Genomic DNA, 18,853 nt, shown 5'->3' on the forward strand with positions numbered 1-18,853 from the left:
AATGAACAAGAAAAAACTGGCTATCGCCCTGGCTATTGTCGTGCTGATCGCCCTGGCGGCGTATGGCGTGGTCCGCTATCAGCAGCAGCAGAATAAACCGCTGACGCTGTACGGCAACGTCGATATTCGCACCGTCAATCTCGCCTTTCGCGTCGGCGGGCGTCTGACTGCGCTGAACGTGGATGAGGGCGACAGTATCGCGCCCGGCCAGGCGCTGGCCACGCTGGACAACGCGCCTTATCAGAATGCGCTGCATCAGGCGCAGGCCAACGCCGCCAGCGCGCGGGCGCAGCTGGGATTATTGCAGGAAGGCTATCGCAGCGAAGAGATCGCCCAGGTGCGCGCCCAGGCGGTGCAGTATCAGTCCGCCTATGAATACGCCAATAGCTTCTACCAGCGCCAGCAGGGACTGTGGGCCAAACGCTCTATTTCCGCCGATACGCTGGAAGACGCCAGAGCCGCGCGCAATCAGGCGCAGGCCACGCTACAGGCGGCAAAAGATAAACTGCGCCAGTACGAAAGCGGTAATCGGCCCCAGGAAATCGCCGCGGCGCAGGCCGCGTTGGCCCAGGCCGAGGCGGCGCAGGATCAGGCGGAGCTGGATATGGCGGATACCCGGCTGTACTCCCCGTCGGCCGGCGTCATTCTCACCCGGGCGGCGGAAGCGGGCAGTATGCTTAGCGCCGGCACGACGGTCTTTACCCTGTCATTGACCGATCCGGTATGGATTCGGGCCTATGTCGCCGAACAGGATTTGGGCCGCGCCGTGCCGGGCGGCGAAATGCTGATCTATACCGACAGCCGGCCGGATAAACCCTATCACGGCCAAATCGGCTTTGTTTCTCCCAGCGCCGAATTCACCCCCAAAAACGTAGAAACGGAAGATCTGCGCACCGATCTGGTCTACCGCCTGCGTATCGTGGTGAAGGACGCCGACGATCGGCTGCGTCAGGGCATGCCGGTGACGCTGCGTTTCGCCCGGGATCCGCAGCGGGATAATGCGCCTCAGGATGCGTCCCGCCATGAATGAGAGCGCCGCGCTAATCGATATACAGGCGCTGGAAAAACGCTTCCCCGACCAGGATAAGCCCGCGCTCGCCAGCCTTACCGAGCAAATCCGCGGCGGCGCCGTCACCGGATTGGTCGGGCCGGACGGCGCCGGCAAAACCACCCTGCTGCGCATGCTGGCGGGGTTGCTGACGCCCAGCGGCGGCGGCGTTCAGGTCGCCGGTCTCGATCCCATCAAACAGGATCGCCAACTGCACGCCATCCTGGGCTATATGCCGCAGAAATTCGGGCTGTATGAAGACCTGACCGTGATGGAGAACCTGAACCTGTATGCCGATCTGCGCGGCATCACCGGTACGTTGCGCCGGGAAACCTTTGCGCGGCTGTTGTCGTTTACCGACCTCACCCGCTTTACCGGGCGGCTGGCCGGCAAGCTTTCCGGGGGAATGAAGCAAAAGCTCGGTCTGGCCTGCACCCTGCTGGGCCAGCCCAAGGTGCTGCTGCTCGATGAGCCGGGGGTCGGCGTCGATCCCATTTCCCGCCGCGAGCTGTGGCGGATGGTGCATGAGCTGGCCGACAGCGGCATGCTGATTGTGTGGAGCACCTCCTATCTGGACGAAGCCGAGCAATGCCGGGACGTGCTGCTGCTCAACGAAGGGGAGCGGCTCTACCGCGGCGAACCGCGCCGGCTGACCGAAAAGATGGCCGGACGCTGCGTGCTGCTCGCCGCCCACTCCGGCAGCCACCGCAAGCTGCTGCAGCGCGCCCTGCGCCAGCCGCAGGTCAGCGACGGAGTGATTCAGGGCCAGTACGTGCGGCTGATCCTCAAGCCGGATGCGGATCGGGCCGCGCTGCTCTCGGCGCTTGAGCTGCCGCCGGAGAGCCTGAACGACACCGCCCCGCGCTTTGAGGATGCCTTTATCGACCTGCTGGGCGGCGGCCCGGCCAGTGAATCCGCGCTGGCGAAAATCATGCCGCAGATAGAAATCAACGGCGAGGAAACGGTGATCGAAGCGCAGGAGCTGACGAAGAAATTCGGCGACTTCGCCGCCACCGACCATGTCAGTTTCAAGGTGCGGCGCGGCGAGATTTTCGGCCTGCTGGGGCCTAACGGCGCCGGCAAATCCACCACCTTCAAGATGATGTGCGGCCTGCTGGTGCCGAGCGGAGGCAAAGCGCTGGTGCTGAATATGGATCTGAAAACCAGCTCGGGCAAAGCACGCCAGCATTTGGGCTATATGGCGCAGAAGTTTTCCCTGTACGGCAACCTGACGGTGGAACAAAACCTGCGTTTCTTTTCCGGCGTGTACGGTCTGACCGGGCAGGCGCAGCAGGAAAAAATGGCCGCCATGACCCAGGCGTTCAACTTCCAGCCGATTTACCGCCAGACGCCGGACGCCCTGCCGCTGGGGTTTAAACAGCGTCTGGCGCTGGCCTGCGCCCTGATGCATGAGCCGGACATTCTGTTTCTGGATGAGCCGACCTCCGGCGTCGATCCCCTTACCCGCCGAGAGTTCTGGATGCATATCAACGGCATGGTCAACCGCGGCGTAACCGTGATGGTCACCACCCACTTTATGGACGAAGCGGAATATTGCGACCGAATCGGGCTGGTTTACCACGGTAAGCTGATCGCCAGCGGCACGCCGGATGAGTTAAAACAGCAGGCCGCGGATAAAGAAACGCCCTCCCCGACCATGGAACAGGCGTTTATCGCGCTGATACAAGACTACGATCGCGAGGCGAATAATGGCTAGCCGGAACGGCGACATCAATTTTTCCTGGCGGCGCCTGCGGGCGCTGTGCCTGAAGGAGACGCGGCAGATCCTGCGCGACCCCAGCAGCGGGCTGATCGCCTTCGTGATCCCGCTGCTGCTGCTGTTTATCTTCGGCTACGGCGTCAATCTCGACTCCAGCCGCCTGCGCGTCGGCATCCTGATAGAGCAGCAGAGCGAGGATGCGCGCGACCTGGCCGACACCTTCGCCGCGTCGCCGTTTATTGCCCCGACCATCAGCGATAACCGGCAGCATCTGATTCAACTGATGCAGGCGGGCGCGATTCGCGGGCTGATCGTGATCCCGAATAATTTTGCCGAACAGATGGCGCATCCGCTGGCGCTGGCCCCCATACAGGTGATTACCGACGGCAGCGAACCCAACACCGCCAATTTCGTCCAGGGCTATGCCGAAGGCGTGTGGCTTATCTGGCAGCAGCAGCGCGCCGCCGACCGGGGGCAGGAATTCAACCAGCCGATCGAGGTGCAAATGCGCTACTGGTTCAATCAGGCCGCCGTCAGCCAGCACTTTATTATTCCCGGCGCCATCGCCATTATTCTGACGGTCATCGGCGCCATCCTCACCTCGCTGGTCATCGCCCGCGAATGGGAGCGCGGCACCATGGAAGCGCTGCTCTCCACCCAGGTCACCCGCCGCGAACTGCTGCTGTCCAAACTGATCCCCTACTACTTCCTGGGCATGTTGGTGATGGCGCTGTGCGTTCTGGTCGCCGTTTTTATTATGCGCGTGCCGTACCGGGGATCGCTGTTGCTGCTGTTCGGCATCGGCAGCCTGTTTCTGATCAGCACGCTGGGCATGGGATTGCTGATCTCCACGCTGACGCGCAATCAGTTTAATGCGGCGATGGTGGCGTTGAACGCGGCGTTTCTCCCGGCGGTGATGCTGTCCGGCTTTGTTTTCGAAATCGACAGTATGCCCGCGGCGGTGCGCGCCGTGTCTTACATTATTCCGGCGCGCTATTTCGTCAGTACGCTGCAAACGCTGTTTCTGGCGGGCAATATCGGCAGCGTCTTACTGATTAACCTGTTGTTTCTTATTGCGTCGGCCATTTTCTTTATCGGCCTGACGGCGTGGAAAACCCGGCGCAGGCTGGATTAGGGAGCCGCCATGTTTCATCGTCTGTGGACATTGATTATCAAAGAACTCCAGTCGCTGCTGCGCGAACCGCAAACGCGCTCTATTTTGATTCTGCCGGTGATCATTCAGGTTTGCCTGTTTCCTTTCGCCGCCACGCTGGACGTCACCAACGCCACCATCGCCATTTACAATGAGGATAACGGCCACGCCTCCGTAGAGCTGACGCAGCGTTTCGCCAAGGCGCAGGCCTTTTCCAACGTCCTGTTGCTGCACGGCGCCCAGGAAATCGCACCGACGCTGGACGATCGGCGGGCGCTGTTGGCGATCCGCTTTCCGCCCCAGTTCTCGCGCCGGATTGTCAGCGGCGACGGCGCCTCGCTGCAGGTGATACTGGACGGGCGCAGCTCCAACAGCGCCCAGATCGCCGCCAACTACGTGCAGAAAATCGTCCGCGATTACCAGTTGGAACTGCTGGACGGTCAGCCCAAAATCAACAACAGCGAACTGGTGATCCGCCACTGGTATAACCCGAATCTGAATTACAAATGGTTTATCGTCCCGTCGCTGATTGCGCTGATCGCCACCATCGGCGTGCTGATTGTCACGGCGCTGTCGGTCGCCCGCGAGCGCGAACAGGGGACGCTGGAGCAACTGCTGGTATCGCCGCTGTCGACCTGGCAGATTTTTGTCGGCAAGGCGGTTCCGGCGTTGATCGTGGCCACCTTTCAGGCCACCGTGGTGCTGCTGGCGGGGATATTCGCCTATCAGATCCCCTTCGCCGGCTCGCTGCTGCTGTTTTATGCCGCCATCCTGATTTACGGCCTGTCGCTGGTGGGGTTCGGGCTGCTGATTTCATCGCTCTGCTCCACGCAACAGCAGGCATTTATCGGCGTATTCGTCTTTCTGATGCCGGCGATCCTGCTGTCCGGCTATATCTCGCCGGTGGAAAATATGCCGCAGTGGCTACAGCAGATAACCTGGATTAACCCGATCCGCCACTTCACCGACATTACCAAACAGATCTACCTCAAGGACGCCGACTTCGCCATTATCTGGGGCAGCCTGTGGCCGCTATTTGTGATTACCGCCACCACAGGATCGGTGGCTTACTGGATATTTCGGCGCAATATCGCCTGAAGACAATGGGGGTTTTATCCGCCGCCAATCGCGGTTATCCATATTTGGTCCATATTTGGACAACCGCTCAGCCGTTGGTGTATTCTTCTTGATGGTCTGCGGAGTCAGGTAAAGCGCGTTATCGTATAGACGCTGAGAACGGCGTGGTTTTTGGGCTGTTTTTTCTGAGTACCAGGCAAAGCATCAGAGAGGCGCTGCTACAGTATTGCCTGCGCAGAGAGTAAAGGCGTTGGAGACTGATTGGGGATGGCATCCCCGGACGCCGAGCGGCATCCGGGAAATGAGGGAAAAGTAAAACTCAGCGGCGGTTGCCGAAAATCCGCAGCAGCATCAGGAACAGGTTGATAAAGTCCAGATACAGCGTCAGCGCGCCGACGATCGAGTATTTGCGGAAGTTATCCTTGTCGTCGACCGACAGCTGTTCGCCCAGGCGTTTCAGTTTCTGGGTGTCATACGCCGTCAGGCCGACGAACACCACCACCCCGATATAGGTCACCGCCCACATCAGCGCTTCGCTTTTCAGCCAGATATTCACCAGCGACGCCAGGATAATGCCGATCAGCGCCATAAACAGCATGCTGCCCAGGCCGGTTAAATCACGCTTGGTGGTATAGCCGTACAGGCTCATGGCGCCGAACATCCCGGCGGTGATCACAAAGGTGCTGGCGATGGACTCGCCGGAGTACAAGATGAAAATGCTGGAAATGGTCAGCCCGGTCAGCGCCGAGTAGAGCATAAACAGGCCGGTGGCCACCCCGCCGCTCAGGCGCTGCACCATGCCGGAAATCACGAATACCAGCCCCAGTTGGACGATGATCAGGCCGAAGAAGACAATCTGGCTGGAGAAAATAAAATTGAGTACCGCCGGCGTATTGGCTGCGTACCACGACACAAACGCCGTCAGCAGCAGCCCGCAGGTCATCCAGCCATAGACCTGCGCCATATAAGCCTGAAGGCCTGTCTGCGCGCGTTCAACAATCGAATCACCCGAACGAGGATACCTATCCATGACGCTACCTTTGTATTAAGTCATTTATACCTAAGAGGCGTTACGCCTCACCTGCCTCTATCTTAACACATAACCGTTCATTCGGCCGAAACCGCTACCAGCGCCGGGCCGCCTGTTCGTCGCTGTCGCGGGATTCCACCCAGCGCTCGCCGTCCGGCGTGGCTTCGCGTTTCCAGAACGGCGCGCGGGTTTTCAGATAGTCCATAATAAACTGCGCGGCATCAAAGGCCGCGCCGCGGTGGGCGGCGCTGACGCCGACAAACACAATTTCGTCGCCGGGATAGAGCGCCCCGACCCGATGGATAACGCTGACGCGCGGCAACGCCCAGCGCTCGCGCGCCTGGCCGACAATCTCCGCCAGCGCCTTTTCGGTCATGCCGGGGTAGTGCTCCAGGGTCAGCGCGCTGACGTCGCGCGCCAGATTATGATTACGCACCTTGCCGGTAAAGGTCACCACCGCGCCGTCTTCATCGCACTGCGCCAGCCACTGATATTCATCGCCGACGTTGAAAGGGGCCTCGCCTACGCGAATTCGCGTCTCGGTCATGATTATCCCCCCGTTACCGGCGGGAAAAAGGCCACTTCATCGCCGTCCCGCAGCGGATGTTGCGGCTCCGCCAGCGACTGGTTGACCGCCGCCAGCAGCCTGCCGGACTCCAGCGCCAGCGCCCAGCGGTCGCCCCTGGCGCTCAGCGCCCGGCGCAGATCGTCCACCGTGGCGTACTCCGCCGCCAGAGTCAGGCTATCGGTGTCGGTCAGTTCGCGCACCTGGGCGAAAAACAGTACCTTAATCATCATGCCTCCGCCCTGAAGTCGCCCGACTTGCCGCCGCTTTTCGCCAGCAGGCGCACCGGGCCGATGGTCATATCTTTCTGCACCGCCTTGCACATATCGTAAATGGTCAGCGCCGCCACCGACGCGGCGGTAAGCGCTTCCATCTCCACGCCGGTCTTGCCGGCGAGGCGACACAGCGTTTCGATGCGCACCCGGTTGTATTGCGGCTGAGCCTCCAGTTCAACCGCCACTTTACTCAGCAGCAGCGGATGGCAAAGCGGGATCAGCTCCCAGGTGCGTTTCGCCGCCTGAATACCGGCGATACGCGCCGTGGCGAACACGTCGCCTTTATGGTGGCGGCCATCGATAATCATCGCCAGCGTGTGCGGCGCCATTTCGACAAAGGCTTCCGCCCGCGCTTCGCGCACGGTGTCGGCCTTGGCGGAAACGTCCACCATCATCGCCTCGCCGGCGGCATTGATATGGGTCAGTTGTGACATAGACAGGTTACTTTTTCAGATGGGGATGGAAATTACAGGGCTTCTGGCGCGCATCCAACTGCTCCTGGATAATGCGCTCCCAGGCGGTATGACAGGCGCGGGTCGAGCCCGGCATGGCGAAAATCACCGTCTGATTCGCCAGCCCGGCGACCGCCCGCGACTGGATCGTGGCGGTGCCGATATCTTCATACGACAGCATACGGAACAGCTCGCCGAAGCCTTCGATTTCCCGGTCGAACAGCACGCCGATCGCCTCCGGCACCAGGTCGCCGGCGGTAAACCCCGTTCCGCCGTTTATTAGAATCGCCTGAATCTCGTCGCTGGCGATCCAGGCGGATACCTGCGCCCTGATCTGGTAAAGATTTTCTCTGACGATCCTGCCGGCGACGATCTGGTGCCCGGCGGACTGCGCCGCTTCGCGCAGATAATCGCCCGACGTATCGTCGGCCGGGGTGCGCCGCTCGGATACGGTAAGCACCGCGATATTGAGAGGAATAAATTCGCTACTGACCTTACTCATGGCAAGCTCCTTACGGATAGGTTGAACGGCGGCGTCAGCCGCCGATAAACGACAGATTCTGCGTGATGCCGCTGTTGCCCTGATGCAGAAAATGGCTCTGTTTCTTGGTCGCCAGGCCGCCGGAAATACGCAGTTTCAGCGCCTCGATCTGCTGGTCGTCGGCCAGCAGATCGCGCAGCGGAATGCCCTCATCGCCGAACAGGCAAAGATGCAGATTGCCGGTGGCGGAAACGCGCAGGCGGTTGCAGCTCAGGCAGAAATCTTTCTCGTAGGGCATAATCAGCCCGATCTCCCCCTGATAATCGGGGTGGCGGAATACCCGCGCCGGACCGTCGCTGCGCCCGCGCGCCCGTTCGAGCCATCCCTGTTGCAGCAACCGCCGGCGGATAACCTCGCCGGAAATATGGTGGCGGCGAAACAGCGCGCCGCCGTCGCCGGTTTCCATCAGTTCAATAAAGCGCAGTTGAATCGGACGCGCTCTAATCCACTCGAGAAAGGTTTGCAGGCTGCCGTCGTTAACGTCGCGCATCAGCACGGTATTGACCTTTACTTTGGCGAAACCGCAGGCGAACGCCGCGTCGATGCCGTCCATCACCTGACGGAATTTATCCTGACCGGTAATGGCGTGGAACTGGCGGGCGTCGAGGCTGTCCACGCTGACGTTCAGCGCCGTCAGGCCGGCTTCGCGCCAGCGGGCCACGTCGCGGGCCAGGCGGTAGCCGTTGGTGGTGACGGCCAGCGTGCGGATCGCCGGGTTTTCCCGGATGGCGGCGATAATGTCGACGAAATCGCGGCGCAGCGAGGGTTCCCCGCCGGTGATGCGGACCTTTTCCGTGCCTGATTCGGCGAACGCGCGGCTGACGCGGCGGATCTCGTCGAGGGAAAGAAAACGGTGCGGGTTGGCGCCATCGGGCTTATAGCCGTTCGGCAAACAGTAAGTGCAACGAAAGTTGCAGACATCGGTTACAGACAGGCGCAAATAGTAAAACTTGCGCGCAAACGCATCGGTCAGTTGACTCGCCATAAACACCTTTCCAAATACGGGAGATGCAGGCATTTCTACCTCGCACCCTGGTGACCGTTCCGGCCACGGCCAGGGCGCCATATCATGCGTCGCATACGCATCACTTAGGCGCCAGGGCTAGGAGTTTGATTCCGGTCTATTATTTGACTAACAGAGTCAGACAAGGCAAACGCGGAACCATGAATTTCATCAAAAGCTTACCGCCAATGGCGGCGCATAGTCACTTAAAAAATCGATGTATAATTTAATATATAACGAATTTTCAATACTTTATCCTGCTTAGCATAGTGGAAAATCAGCGGCGAACATTGCCTCAGGTCACAGCAGCACGATGATTTTTCGCCTTTTATAGCGAAATCGGCTACCTTAGCGGCGGCAATTGGCGCCTCAGTTCAGCAATAAGGGTTATTATGCGCATTCGTACGTTGGCCGATGTCGATCGGGTCGTCGCCCTGGGGGGCGGACACGGCCTGGGTCGGGTAATGTCTTCACTCTCCTCCCTCGGCTCGCGCCTGACCGGCATCGTCACCACCACCGATAACGGCGGCTCGACGGGAAGAATACGCCGCGCGGAGGGCGGGATCGCCTGGGGAGACACCCGTAACTGCCTGAATCAGCTGATTACCACCCCGAGCGTCGCCTCCGCCATGTTTGAGTACCGTTTCAACGGCAGCGGCGAGCTGGCGGGCCATAATCTGGGCAATCTGATGCTGAAAGCGCTCGACCATCTGAGCGTACGCCCGTTAGAGGCCATCAATCTGCTGCGCGATCTGCTGAAAGTCGACGCTTTTTTAATCCCCATGTCCGAGCAGCCGGTTGATTTGATGGCCATTGATGAACAGGGCAACCCGGTATATGGCGAAGTGGATATCGACCAGCTCGCCGCGTTGCCGCAGGATCTGACGCTCTATCCCCCGGTCTGTGCCCCTGATGAAGCGCTGCAGGCCGTTGCCGACGCCAACCTGATCCTGATTGGTCCCGGCAGCTTTCTGACCAGCCTGATGCCGCCGCTGCTGATCGACGATCTCAGCCGCGCCCTGCGCGACACCGCCGCCCCCATTATCTATATCGACAATCTCGGCCGCGAGCTCAGCCCGTCCGCCGCCGGCATGACGCTGCCGCAGAAGCTGGAGATGATGGAGAAACACCTCGGCGGGCGGCATATCGACGTGGTTATCTTGCCCCCCGGCCCGGCCGCCGCGCCGTCCGGCCGCATACTGATTCAGCAGCCGCTGGAAGCCGCCGATATCCCCTACCGCCACGACCGCCGATTACTTTACGCCGCCATTGAAAAAGCGTTGGCCGCGTTAGCCTGATTTCCCCCGGTCGCCCCTATTCCCCAGCGCTGTTTATCTCCGGCGACCAGTTTCCTTCGCAAATCCCATCCCTGGTTTTCCCTGCCGTAAGCAGCTCAGTTGATGTTTTTTCCTCATATCCAAAGCCAAATTTCTTATTGGCTAATTATTAGCCTGCTTCATAAACTGCCTGCAGTTAAGCATCCTAGTTTCCCTCTGTGAGCTGCTCACAGCACGTATTAAGGATTTCCAGATGGCTACGATTTCAGCAGAAAAAAATGCCGCTTTGTCGCAGGGCGATACCGCCTGGCTGCGCATTCGCCACGATGTGCTGTGCTGCCGGCTGCTTCCCGGCGCCATGATCACCGAACAGGCGCTGATGGAACGTTATGAGATCGGCAAAAGCAGTTGCCGCGTGGCGCTGGCCCGTCTGTGCCATGAAAATCTGCTGCGCTCGCGCCCGCGCAAGGGATATCAGATCGCGCCGGTCACCGTGCAGGACGTGGAAGAAATTTTCACCATCCGCGCCCAGCTTGAACCGCTGGCCGCCCGGCTGGCGGTGGGCCGCGTGGATATTGATTTACTGCGCCGTCTGGAGGCCGCCTGCCGGGAAGAGATCCGCGCGCCGCTGTCGCAACAGATCAACGTGTTTATGAACGCCAATAAGCGCTTTCATCTCACCATCGCCCAGGCTTCCGGCAACAACCATCTGATCCGCACGCTGTCCAGTCTGATGGATGAAATGTCGCGTCTGGTGGCGCTGGGTTTTAACGTGCAGGGGACCAAGCCGGAAATCAAGCACGACCACAACGCCATGATCGAGGCGTTCAGCCAAGGCGACGGCAAGCGGGTCGAGCTGATTGCCCGCCGCCATATCGAAACCTTCCAGGCGATGACGCTGGAAAAGGTTTACGCCACCCTGAGCCGGGACGGCGCCGTGCTGCCCATTCTGGAACGGAGGCTGCAACAATGAGCGCGCTGTTGCAGGAGACGCCAGCGCCAACGCCCCTCGCGCCGCTGATCCGGGCGACCGGCATCAGCAAAGCGTTCGGCGCGCTGCAGGTGCTGCGCGACGTTGATTTAACCCTTAATCCGGGCGAAATCCTGGCGCTGCTCGGCCCTTCCGGCTGCGGTAAAAGCACGCTGCTGAATATTTTGTCCGGCCTGCTGAGCGCCGACAGCGGCTCGCTGACCATCCAGGGCGCCGACGCCGCGCACTTCCGCCACTGGCAGCGCATCGGCTATCTGTTTCAGGAAGATCGCCTGCTGCCGTGGCGCAGCGTACAGCAGAACGTGAATTTCGGTCTGGAGAATCTGCCCCTCAGCCAGGCCGAGCGGCGGCGGCGGGTGGCGGACGCGCTGCATCTGGTCGGGCTGGCCGATTTTACCCGCTACTGGCCGCATCAGCTCTCCGGCGGAATGCGCAGCCGGGTGGCGCTGGCGCGCAGCCTGGTCGCCGAGCCGGAAATCCTGCTGATGGATGAGCCGTTTTCCAAGCTCGATGCGCAAACCCGCGGCGTGATGCATAACGAAATCCTGCGCATCCAGCGCCTGACCGGGATGTCGATCGTGCTGGTCACCCACGATGTGGAAGAGGCGGTGGTGCTGGCCGACCGGGTGGTGATATTCAAACCTCATCCGGGGCATATCCACCATATTCAAGCCATTGAGCTGCCGCGCCCTCGTCTGCCCACCAGCCGGGCGGTCAGCGAGCAGATACGCCTGCTGCGTCTGGAGATTTGATATGTCCCGTGCCCGCTCGCTGTCGACGCTGCTCTTACAACGCCTGTCCCTGTTGCTGCTGTTCCTGCTTATCTGGTGGCTGGCGTCCCTGCGGATGCCGGCGTTTATCCTGCCCGGCCCGCAAAAGACCTGGCTGGCGCTGCAGCTGCTGTGGCATAACGGCACGCTGCTCAACGACATCGGCGTTACCCTCTCCCGCGTGGCGATGGGCTTCGTCTTCGCCACCCTGGTCGGCACCCCGCTGGGACTGGCGCTGGGGGCCAGCCGTCGTCTGGCGCAGTTCTTCGAACCGCTGCTGGCGGTGTTTAACAGCGTGTCGTCGGCCATCTGGGCCATTTTCGCCATCATCTGGTTCGGCATCTCCAATGCCACCACGGTGTTCGTGGTGTTTATGACCGCCATGCCGCTGATCCTGACCAATGTCTGGCAAGGGGCGCAGACGGTGGAATCCCAGTACGTCGAGCTGGCGCGCAGTTTCCGCATGAACCGCTGGCAGACGCTGCTGAAAATCTACCTGCCCACCATTCTGCCCTATTTCTTCTCCGGCGCCCGTCTGGCTTTCGGCTTCGGCTGGCGCGTATCGCTGGTGGCCGAAACGCTGGGGTCGTCAAACGGCATCGGCTATCGCCTGCGTCAGGCCGGCGATCTGGTACAAACCGATCAGGTGTTCGCCTGGACGGTGCTATTGGTCGCGCTCATGCTGCTGCTTGAGAGCGGCATTCTAAAACCGCTGGAACGCCGTCTGTTCCGCTGGAAACAACTCACACAGGAATAACGCCATGAAAAATATCATTGCAGCGGCCCTGATGGTCGCCGGGGCGCTGTTTGCCCAAAATCTCGCCGCGGCGGAAAAAGTACGCATCGGCTACTGGACCAGCGGCGTCAGCCTCGGCTATGGCGCGGTGCTGGAAAGCACCGATTTTCTCGCCCGTCACGGCATCGACGCCGAGTTTATCCACTTCCCGGACGTCAACGCGCCGGTAAAAGCGCTGGCTTCCGGCTCCATCGATCTGGCGTTCGGCGCGCCGCTGGCCGGCATTCTCAGCACCGCCGCCGAGGGGGTGCCGGTAAAAATCTTCGCCGCCACCCAGCCCGCCGACGTGCAGTTTGTGGCGCCGGCCGACTCCCCGATTACCCAGCTTTCCCAACTGAAAGGCAAAAAGATCGGCATGTCCCCGGCGGGCTCGTCGGTGGCGGTGATCGCCGGCGCCATTCTGGCCGGCAACTACGACATCAAAGCGGCGGATTTCTCGCTGGTGGGCGGCAACGAATCGCGGCTGGCGCAGTTCCTGGCGCAGAAGCAGGTGGATGCCGCCGCGCTGCGCTCGGTGACCATCGCCCAGTTGGATGAGCTGCATGTCAAACCCCTGGGCAGCTTTGCCGATGAATGGCGCAAGCTCACCCACAGCGACGCCGTTCCCTATATCGGCATCGGCGCGGTGCGCAGCGAGCTGATCGAGAAACGGCCGGATGCCGTGGCCCGGGTGATCGCCTCGCTGCGCGACACCCTGGCCTGGGGGCAGGCGCATCCCGATGAGGTAGTGAAGATCCTGCAGAAAAAAGCCAACCTGCCGCAGAAAGACGCCGAAGTCTACGTCAGCCGCTGGGAGAGCATGAACCGTGTTTCGTTCGAACAGGCGGATATCGATACCTTGAAATTGCAGCATAAAGTGTTCGTTGAAAGCGGCGCCATCAAAGGGCAGCTCAGCGACGGCCTGTTTGTCACCGGCCCCTATCAGCAGTCGAAATCCATCCTCCCGCTGGCCCAATAACCGCCAGCCCAACAGGAGACAACTTGTGAGCGACACCATGAAAGCACTGGTACTGACGCAGCACGGCGACCTCGATCGGCTGCGGGTAATCGATAACCATCCGCGGCCGACGGCGCAGCCGGGCCACGTGGTGATCCGCGTCGGGGCGGCATCGTTTAACTATCACGATGTGTTTACCGTGCGCGGAATGCCCGGCATTACCGTTCCGCTGCCGGTGGTGCCCGGCCTGGATTTGGCCGGCACAATCAGCGCCGTCGGCGAGGGGGTCGACGGCTGGAAAATCGGCGACCGCGTGCTGGTCAATCCGCTGAAACCGGCCGTAGGGCTGATGGGCGAGATGATCGACGGCGGCATGGCGGAATATGCGCTGGCGGATGTCGCCCAGCTTATCCCTCTGCCGGAGAAGGTCGGCTTTGCGCAGGCGGCGGCGTTGCCGGTGGCTTACGGCACCGCGCACCGTATGTTGATCACCCACAACACCATTAAAGCCGGCGACCGGGTGCTGATCCTCGGCGCCAGCGGCGGCGTCGGCAGCGCCTGCGTGGTGCTGGCCAAGCGGCTGGGAGCGGAGGTTATCGCCTGCGCCGGCAGCGCGGAAAAAGCCGAGGCGCTCAGGGCGCTGGGGGCGGACCAGGTGGTCAACTACCGGGAAACCGATTTTGCCAAATGGGCCATCGCCGCCTACGGCAAACCGCAGCGCCGCACTTATGAAGGCGGCGTCGACGTGGTGATCAACTTCACCGGCGGCGAGACCTGGCGCCCGTCGCTGCGCTGCCTGAAACGCGGCGGCACGCTGCTGGTGTGCGGCGCCACCGCCGGTTACGACCCGCAGGAAGATCTGCGCTATATCTGGAGCTTCGAGCTGACGGTCAAAGGCTCCAACAGTTTCTACGCCGACAACCTCTCCGCCCTGCTGGAGATGGTGGCGCGCGGCGAAATCGATCCGCTGATTGACCGGGTTCTGCCGCTGGAACAGGCCGCGGAAGGGCTGCGGCTTATCCGCGATCGCGAAGTGCTGGGCAAGGTTATCGTAACGCCCTGAAAACAATATCATCACGATAAAAGGTAATGCTAATGGCTGAATCCACACCGCTGAGCGCCGCCGACGTGCAGGCGCGTCTGTTGCAGGGCCCCTATCACCAATGGCTCGGTCTGCAGGTGACCGCCCTGGGAGAGGGGGAAATCGAAATAACCGCGCGCTGGCGCGAAGAATGGGTGGTCAACGCCGCCGGGGGATACACCCACGGCGGGATCATCGCCGCGCTGATCGATCTGGCCGCCGACTGGGCGCTGGTGGCCTTTACCGGCCGGGGCGTGCCGACGCTGAATCTGCACGTGGATTACCACCGTCCGGCGCGCGGCGATCTCACCGCTCGCGGCCGGGTGATCAAAAGCGGTAAACAGGTCTCCTGCGCCGAAGCCGACGTGTTCGACAGCGAGGGGCGTCTGGTCGCCAGCGGACGCGGCCTCTATTCCACCGCCACCGCCTGAGGAGCCGGCCATGTCTCTATCTCTCGACCATCTGGTGCTTAACGCGCAATTCGAGACCGACCGCGCCGCGGCGCTGCTGAGCCGGCTCGGCTTCACCCTGACGCCGCGCGGCTATCACTCCATGGGGTCGATCAACCATCTGATTATGTTCGAGCGGCACTATCTGGAAATTCTCGGCCTGCCGCCCGGCGAGCCGGTACAGCGCCGGGAACTGCTGGACGGCCCGCCCGGCCTCGACGGGCTGGTGTTCGCCAGTCAGGATATCGCCGCCAGCGCGCAGGCGATCCGCCAGGCCGGCTTTGCCGCGCAGCCCGTGCGCTCCTTCTCCCGCCCGGTGGATATCGACGGGCAGCGGCGACAGGCGCGCTTTAGCACGGTGCATCTGGCGGCGGACAGCTTCAGCGCCGGGCGGATCTATTTCTGCCAGCATCACACGCCGGAGCTGGTGTGGCGCGATGAGTGGCTGCGCCATCGCAACGGCGTGACGCGCATCGGCCAGCTGACGGTGGTCGGCGACGATCCCGCATCGCTGGCCGGCGACTATCAGGCGCTGGGCGCGCCGGCGCCGGGTTTTGAACTGGCTTTCCTGCATCACGACGCTTTCGCCCGGCACTATCAGCATCTGCTGCAACCGGACCCGGCGCGTAAAAGCCAGTTTGCCGCGCTGCGCCTGCACGGCGGCGACCGCAAGCTAATCGCCGACCGGGCCCGCGCGCTCGATCTGCCGCTCAGCGAACAGCCGCAACGCCTGCTGGTGGCGCTGCCGGCGTTCAAAAGCCTGTTCGAGTTTCTGCCATGAACGGTCGTAATCTCGGCGTGCTGTTTACTGAACGCCGCGACGGCGAGCAGCCCGCGCTGATTGCCCCGCGCGCCGGGCAGCCTGCGCTAGCGCTCAGCTATGCCCGGCTCGACGCGCAGGCCAACGCCATCGGACGCGCCCTGCTGGCGCGCGGATTTCCCCCCGGCAGCAAGGTCGCCATTCTGGCGCTCAACTCGCCGCAGTATGTCGCCGCGCTGCTGGGGATCCTGCGCGCCGGGCTGGTGGCGGTGCCCATCAATATCAAACTGCCGGTCGCCGCAATCGAACATATTTTGCAGGACAGCGGCGCCCTCTTTCTGTTCGGCGACGGCGCGCAACTGGCGCGCATCGCCAACCCGCCGCCGCATATCCCCTTTGACGACGACGCCCTGACGGCATTTAGCGACCCCGGCCCGCTGACGCCCTGGCAGGCCGGCCCGGAGGACGTGGCGCTGCTGTTGTATACCTCCGGCTCCAGCGGCGTGCCGAAAGGGGTCAAGCTGAGCCACCGCAGCCATCTGTGGGTGATAGAGACGCGTCTGGCGGCGCGCGAACTGCATGATGAACGGGTGCTTATCGCCGCCCCGTTTTACCATATGAACGCGCTGGCGCTGATTCTGCTGGCGCTGGCAAGCCGCGTCACCGCCGTGATCCTGCCGCAGTTCAGCGCCGCGGACTATATTCGCGCCATTCACCACCATCGCTGTAGCTGGCTGACGGCGGTGCCGCCGATGATCGCCATGATGCTGCGGGAAAAAGCCCTGCTGGCGCAAAGCGATCTCTCCTGCGTGCGGGCGGTGCGCATGGGGTCGGCGCCGGTGAGCGCCAGCCTGATAAGCCAGATCCGCCGGCTGTTGCCGCAGGCGCGGATTATCAACGCCTACGGCACCACCGAGGGCGGGCCGGTGGTGTTCGGTCCGCATCCGCAAGGGCGCCCGCTGCCGCCGCTGGCCGCCGGCTACCCGCATCCGCAGGTTGAACTGCGGCTGCGCGGCGAAGACGGACGGCTTTCCCGCCGCGGCGTGCTGGAGCTGAAAAGCCCGGCGCTGATGCTCGGCTACCATCAGCGGCCGGATATCGCCCCTTTCACCCCGGACGGCTATTACATTACCGGCGACGTGTTCCGCCGGGATGATGAAGGGTTCTACACCTTTATCGGCCGTTACGACGATATGTTCGTCTGCGGCGGGGAAAACATCTATCCGAGCGAAGTGGAGCAACTGCTGGAACGCCACCCGGCGGTGCAGCAGGCCTGCGTGGTGCCGGTCGCCGACGAGATTAAAGGCGATAAACCGGCGGCCTGGGTGGTGCTGCGCCCCGGCAGACAGGTCGACGAGGAGGAGCTTAAAGCCTTTACGCTGCGCGAGGGCGCGGCCTATCTGCATCCGCGCCATATCTGGCTGCTCGAGCGTTTTCCGCTGGCCGGCACCAACAAAATCGATCGCCAGGCGCTAAAGCAGGAAGCCGCCCGGCGGATAGGGCCCGCCGGCCTGAACGGCACGGGAGAGCCGTCTGAACGTTAACCGGCATAACCCTTACCAGATTGCTGGCAAACACACCGAAATAGTCATCCCCGAATACCGCCAGCAATCATCCCCTATACATGCAGACCTTGTTGTCTGCATGTAATTCGATTTGGCCGTTGAACGTAACGGGAAACGGCTGAACAAGGTTTTTTCCAATACGGAAGAGGGTTACCGACAACTGGCGGTGTGGCTGGATAAGAAAGGGCTGGCGCAAGCAGAATGTCACCTGTGCATGGAGGCAACCAGTACGTATTACGAAGCGCTGGCGCTGTGGCTGCATGAGCACGTTACTGTGCGGCGCACCAGCCGCCGGAGTGGATACCGCCGGCACCGGAGGTGAGGGAGTTACAGCGATTGCTGGCGCGTCGGGAAGCGCTTATCGAGATGCGAGTTCAGGAAACGAACCGGCAGTATGAAGCGAAAGGAGAAAGCAAGGCCTCGATAGAGCGGGTACTGGCGATGCTGGAGGACGAAATCCGGCAGTTGGAAGAAAAGATAAACCGGCATATAGACCAGTCTCCGGGGCTGAAGAAAGAGAAATCGCTGCTGGAAAGTATTCCGGGGGTGGGAGAAAAGTTAAGCCATTATCTGATGGCGTGGCTGCGGGTGGAGCGACTGGAGAACGTGAGGCAGGCGGTGGCTTTTGTGGGGTTATCGCCGCGAATGCGGGAGTCGGGCAGTTCGGTCAAAGGAAGGTCGGTGCTGAGTAAGCTGGGACACAGGCGGCTGAGGAAAATGCTGTATATGCCGGCGCTGAGTGCGCTGAAATGCAATGAAGGAGCGAAAGCCCTGTCGGCGCGGTTAAAAGCGCAGGGAAAGAACGGGAAGCTAATCGTGGGGGCGGTGATGAGAAAGCTGGTGCACTGGGCGTGGGGCGTGCTGAAATCAGGGCAAGCGTTCGATGTGGAAAAAACGCTGGCGAAAGGCTGATGGTCGGGTAGAGGAAACCTACGATACATGATGGTGGCGAAAGCGGTGAGAGGTATGCACTGTTGGCACTGAGTGCAGAGATGCCTCGTCGCGAAGGCGGGGAACGGCTTCCTCTGGGGGCTCGGTGTTGCTGAGATGCCCGCTTTCGCGGGCATGACGGAGGGGAAAGGCATGGTGAATAAAAGAGTCTTGACCACTGACGCTTAACACAGTATCTGCGGCAGTCACCTCGAGAGCGTTCAGAATTCCGTGTCACGATAAAATCGTTATAGCGTAATCACGTTATTCAGCCGTCCCTCAAAATAAATGGCTAACTGCGACAAAGTCAAATTCCAGTTCTGGAGCGGCATTGTCCATTTTGCCTGCGCATTCATCAGCCCCAGATAAAGTAGCTTTAACAGGCTGTTTTCGTTAGGGAATGCGCCTTTGGTTTTCGTCAACTTCCTGAACT

The 18,853-nt window shown here is 61.4% G+C and carries 21 protein-coding genes, 1 pseudogene and 1 riboswitch; of the genes and pseudogenes, 15 read left to right on the top strand and 7 right to left on the bottom strand.

Translation table 11 applies throughout. The features are described 5' to 3' along the window. Window position 1: 1 nt before the first annotated feature. Genes hlyD through MFP24_RS15230 form a run of 4 tightly spaced genes read left to right on the top strand, consistent with a single transcriptional unit; the run spans window position 2 to window position 5,019 of the window. Window positions 2–1,030, top strand: coding sequence for a secretion protein HlyD (gene hlyD, locus MFP24_RS15215; protein WP_249230900.1), 1,029 nt, complete (start codon window positions 2–4; stop codon window positions 1,028–1,030). Further along, entirely contained in the window at window positions 1,023–2,765 is a 1,743-nt protein-coding gene (locus MFP24_RS15220) for an ATP-binding cassette domain-containing protein (RefSeq protein ID WP_249230899.1), read from the top strand. Before hlyD ends, MFP24_RS15220 begins: the two co-directional genes overlap by 8 nt. Continuing rightward, window positions 2,758–3,903 carry an ABC transporter permease gene (locus tag MFP24_RS15225; RefSeq protein WP_249230898.1) on the top strand — a complete coding sequence of 382 codons (1,146 nt, stop codon included), beginning with the start codon at window positions 2,758–2,760 and terminating at the stop codon, window positions 3,901–3,903. The genes MFP24_RS15220 and MFP24_RS15225 overlap by 8 nt, the downstream gene beginning before the upstream one ends. A gap of 9 nt (window positions 3,904–3,912) precedes the next feature. Further along, window positions 3,913–5,019: an ABC transporter permease gene (locus MFP24_RS15230; RefSeq protein ID WP_249230897.1), complete on the top strand. Its 1,107-nt coding sequence runs from the start codon at window positions 3,913–3,915 to the stop codon at window positions 5,017–5,019. Between the two features lie 298 nt (window positions 5,020–5,317). On the opposite strand, the gene MFP24_RS15235 is transcribed toward MFP24_RS15230, so the two are convergent. The 6 genes from MFP24_RS15235 to moaA all read right to left on the bottom strand — a co-directional run bounded on the left by MFP24_RS15235 (window position 5,318) and on the right by moaA (window position 8,846). Next, window positions 5,318–6,028, bottom strand: a complete 711-nt coding sequence (locus MFP24_RS15235; RefSeq protein WP_249230896.1) for a Bax inhibitor-1/YccA family protein — start codon at window positions 6,026–6,028, stop codon at window positions 5,318–5,320. A gap of 94 nt (window positions 6,029–6,122) precedes the next feature. Continuing rightward, entirely contained in the window at window positions 6,123–6,575 is a 453-nt protein-coding gene (moaE, locus tag MFP24_RS15240; RefSeq protein ID WP_249230895.1) for a molybdopterin synthase catalytic subunit MoaE, read from the bottom strand. Window positions 6,576–6,577: 2 nt separating this feature from the next. Beyond that, window positions 6,578–6,823, bottom strand: coding sequence for a molybdopterin synthase sulfur carrier subunit (gene moaD / locus MFP24_RS15245; RefSeq protein WP_249231149.1), 246 nt, complete (start codon window positions 6,821–6,823; stop codon window positions 6,578–6,580). After that, window positions 6,823–7,302 carry a cyclic pyranopterin monophosphate synthase MoaC gene (gene moaC, locus MFP24_RS15250; RefSeq protein WP_249230894.1) on the bottom strand — a complete coding sequence of 160 codons (480 nt, stop codon included), beginning with the start codon at window positions 7,300–7,302 and terminating at the stop codon, window positions 6,823–6,825. Before moaC ends, moaD begins: the two co-directional genes overlap by 1 nt. Window positions 7,303–7,309: 7 nt before the next feature. Further along, on the bottom strand, window positions 7,310–7,822 hold the full coding sequence (moaB, locus tag MFP24_RS15255; protein ID WP_249230893.1) for a molybdenum cofactor biosynthesis protein B: 513 nt from the start codon (window positions 7,820–7,822) through the stop codon (window positions 7,310–7,312). A gap of 34 nt (window positions 7,823–7,856) precedes the next feature. Next, complete coding sequence (gene moaA, locus MFP24_RS15260; protein WP_249230892.1) at window positions 7,857–8,846, bottom strand: GTP 3',8-cyclase MoaA; 990 nt, start codon at window positions 8,844–8,846, stop codon at window positions 7,857–7,859. Further along, window positions 8,835–8,982, bottom strand: a riboswitch (molybdenum cofactor riboswitch). Its footprint overlaps the gene before it by 12 nt. A gap of 274 nt (window positions 8,983–9,256) precedes the next feature. On the opposite strand from moaA, the gene MFP24_RS15265 reads away from it, so the two are divergent. From MFP24_RS15265 to MFP24_RS15315, 11 genes are all read left to right on the top strand, one after another. Next, window positions 9,257–10,162, top strand: coding sequence for a gluconeogenesis factor YvcK family protein (locus MFP24_RS15265; protein ID WP_249230891.1), 906 nt, complete (start codon window positions 9,257–9,259; stop codon window positions 10,160–10,162). A 232-nt stretch (window positions 10,163–10,394) separates the two neighbouring features. Continuing rightward, entirely contained in the window at window positions 10,395–11,114 is a 720-nt protein-coding gene (locus tag MFP24_RS15270) for a GntR family transcriptional regulator (RefSeq protein ID WP_249230890.1), read from the top strand. Next, entirely contained in the window at window positions 11,111–11,884 is a 774-nt protein-coding gene (locus MFP24_RS15275) for an ABC transporter ATP-binding protein (RefSeq protein ID WP_249230889.1), read from the top strand. Before MFP24_RS15270 ends, MFP24_RS15275 begins: the two co-directional genes overlap by 4 nt. A gap of 1 nt (window position 11,885) precedes the next feature. Further along, complete coding sequence (locus MFP24_RS15280; RefSeq protein ID WP_249230888.1) at window positions 11,886–12,659, top strand: ABC transporter permease; 774 nt, start codon at window positions 11,886–11,888, stop codon at window positions 12,657–12,659. 4 nt (window positions 12,660–12,663) lie between these two features. Then, window positions 12,664–13,656, top strand: coding sequence for an ABC transporter substrate-binding protein (locus tag MFP24_RS15285; protein ID WP_249230887.1), 993 nt, complete (start codon window positions 12,664–12,666; stop codon window positions 13,654–13,656). Between the two features lie 25 nt (window positions 13,657–13,681). Continuing rightward, a complete protein-coding gene (locus MFP24_RS15290) occupies window positions 13,682–14,698 on the top strand; it encodes a quinone oxidoreductase family protein (RefSeq protein ID WP_249230886.1) in 1,017 nt (338 codons plus the stop codon). Window positions 14,699–14,730: 32 nt separating this feature from the next. Next, window positions 14,731–15,147, top strand: a complete 417-nt coding sequence (locus tag MFP24_RS15295) for a PaaI family thioesterase (RefSeq protein WP_249230885.1) — start codon at window positions 14,731–14,733, stop codon at window positions 15,145–15,147. Window positions 15,148–15,157: 10 nt separating this feature from the next. Beyond that, entirely contained in the window at window positions 15,158–15,946 is a 789-nt protein-coding gene (locus MFP24_RS15300; protein ID WP_249230884.1) for a VOC family protein, read from the top strand. Continuing rightward, the gene (locus MFP24_RS15305; RefSeq protein WP_249230883.1) at window positions 15,943–17,469 is read left to right on the top strand and encodes a class I adenylate-forming enzyme family protein; all 1,527 of its coding nucleotides are present in this window, start codon (window positions 15,943–15,945) and stop codon (window positions 17,467–17,469) included. Before MFP24_RS15300 ends, MFP24_RS15305 begins: the two co-directional genes overlap by 4 nt. Before the next feature lie 112 nt (window positions 17,470–17,581). After that, a complete protein-coding gene (locus MFP24_RS15310) occupies window positions 17,582–17,812 on the top strand; it encodes a hypothetical protein (protein ID WP_249230882.1) in 231 nt (76 codons plus the stop codon). Then, window positions 17,809–18,402 (top strand): transposase, encoded by a 594-nt coding sequence (locus MFP24_RS15315; RefSeq protein ID WP_249230881.1) that lies wholly within the window; start codon window positions 17,809–17,811, stop codon window positions 18,400–18,402. The genes MFP24_RS15310 and MFP24_RS15315 overlap by 4 nt, the downstream gene beginning before the upstream one ends. A gap of 266 nt (window positions 18,403–18,668) precedes the next feature. On the opposite strand, the pseudogene MFP24_RS15320 reads toward MFP24_RS15315, so the two are convergent. Beyond that, window positions 18,669–18,853, bottom strand: a pseudogene (locus MFP24_RS15320) (IS256 family transposase); the annotation flags it as partial.

Source organism: Brenneria tiliae, assembly GCF_023347575.1.
In the GTDB taxonomy this organism is placed as follows: domain Bacteria; phylum Pseudomonadota; class Gammaproteobacteria; order Enterobacterales; family Enterobacteriaceae; genus Brenneria; species Brenneria corticis.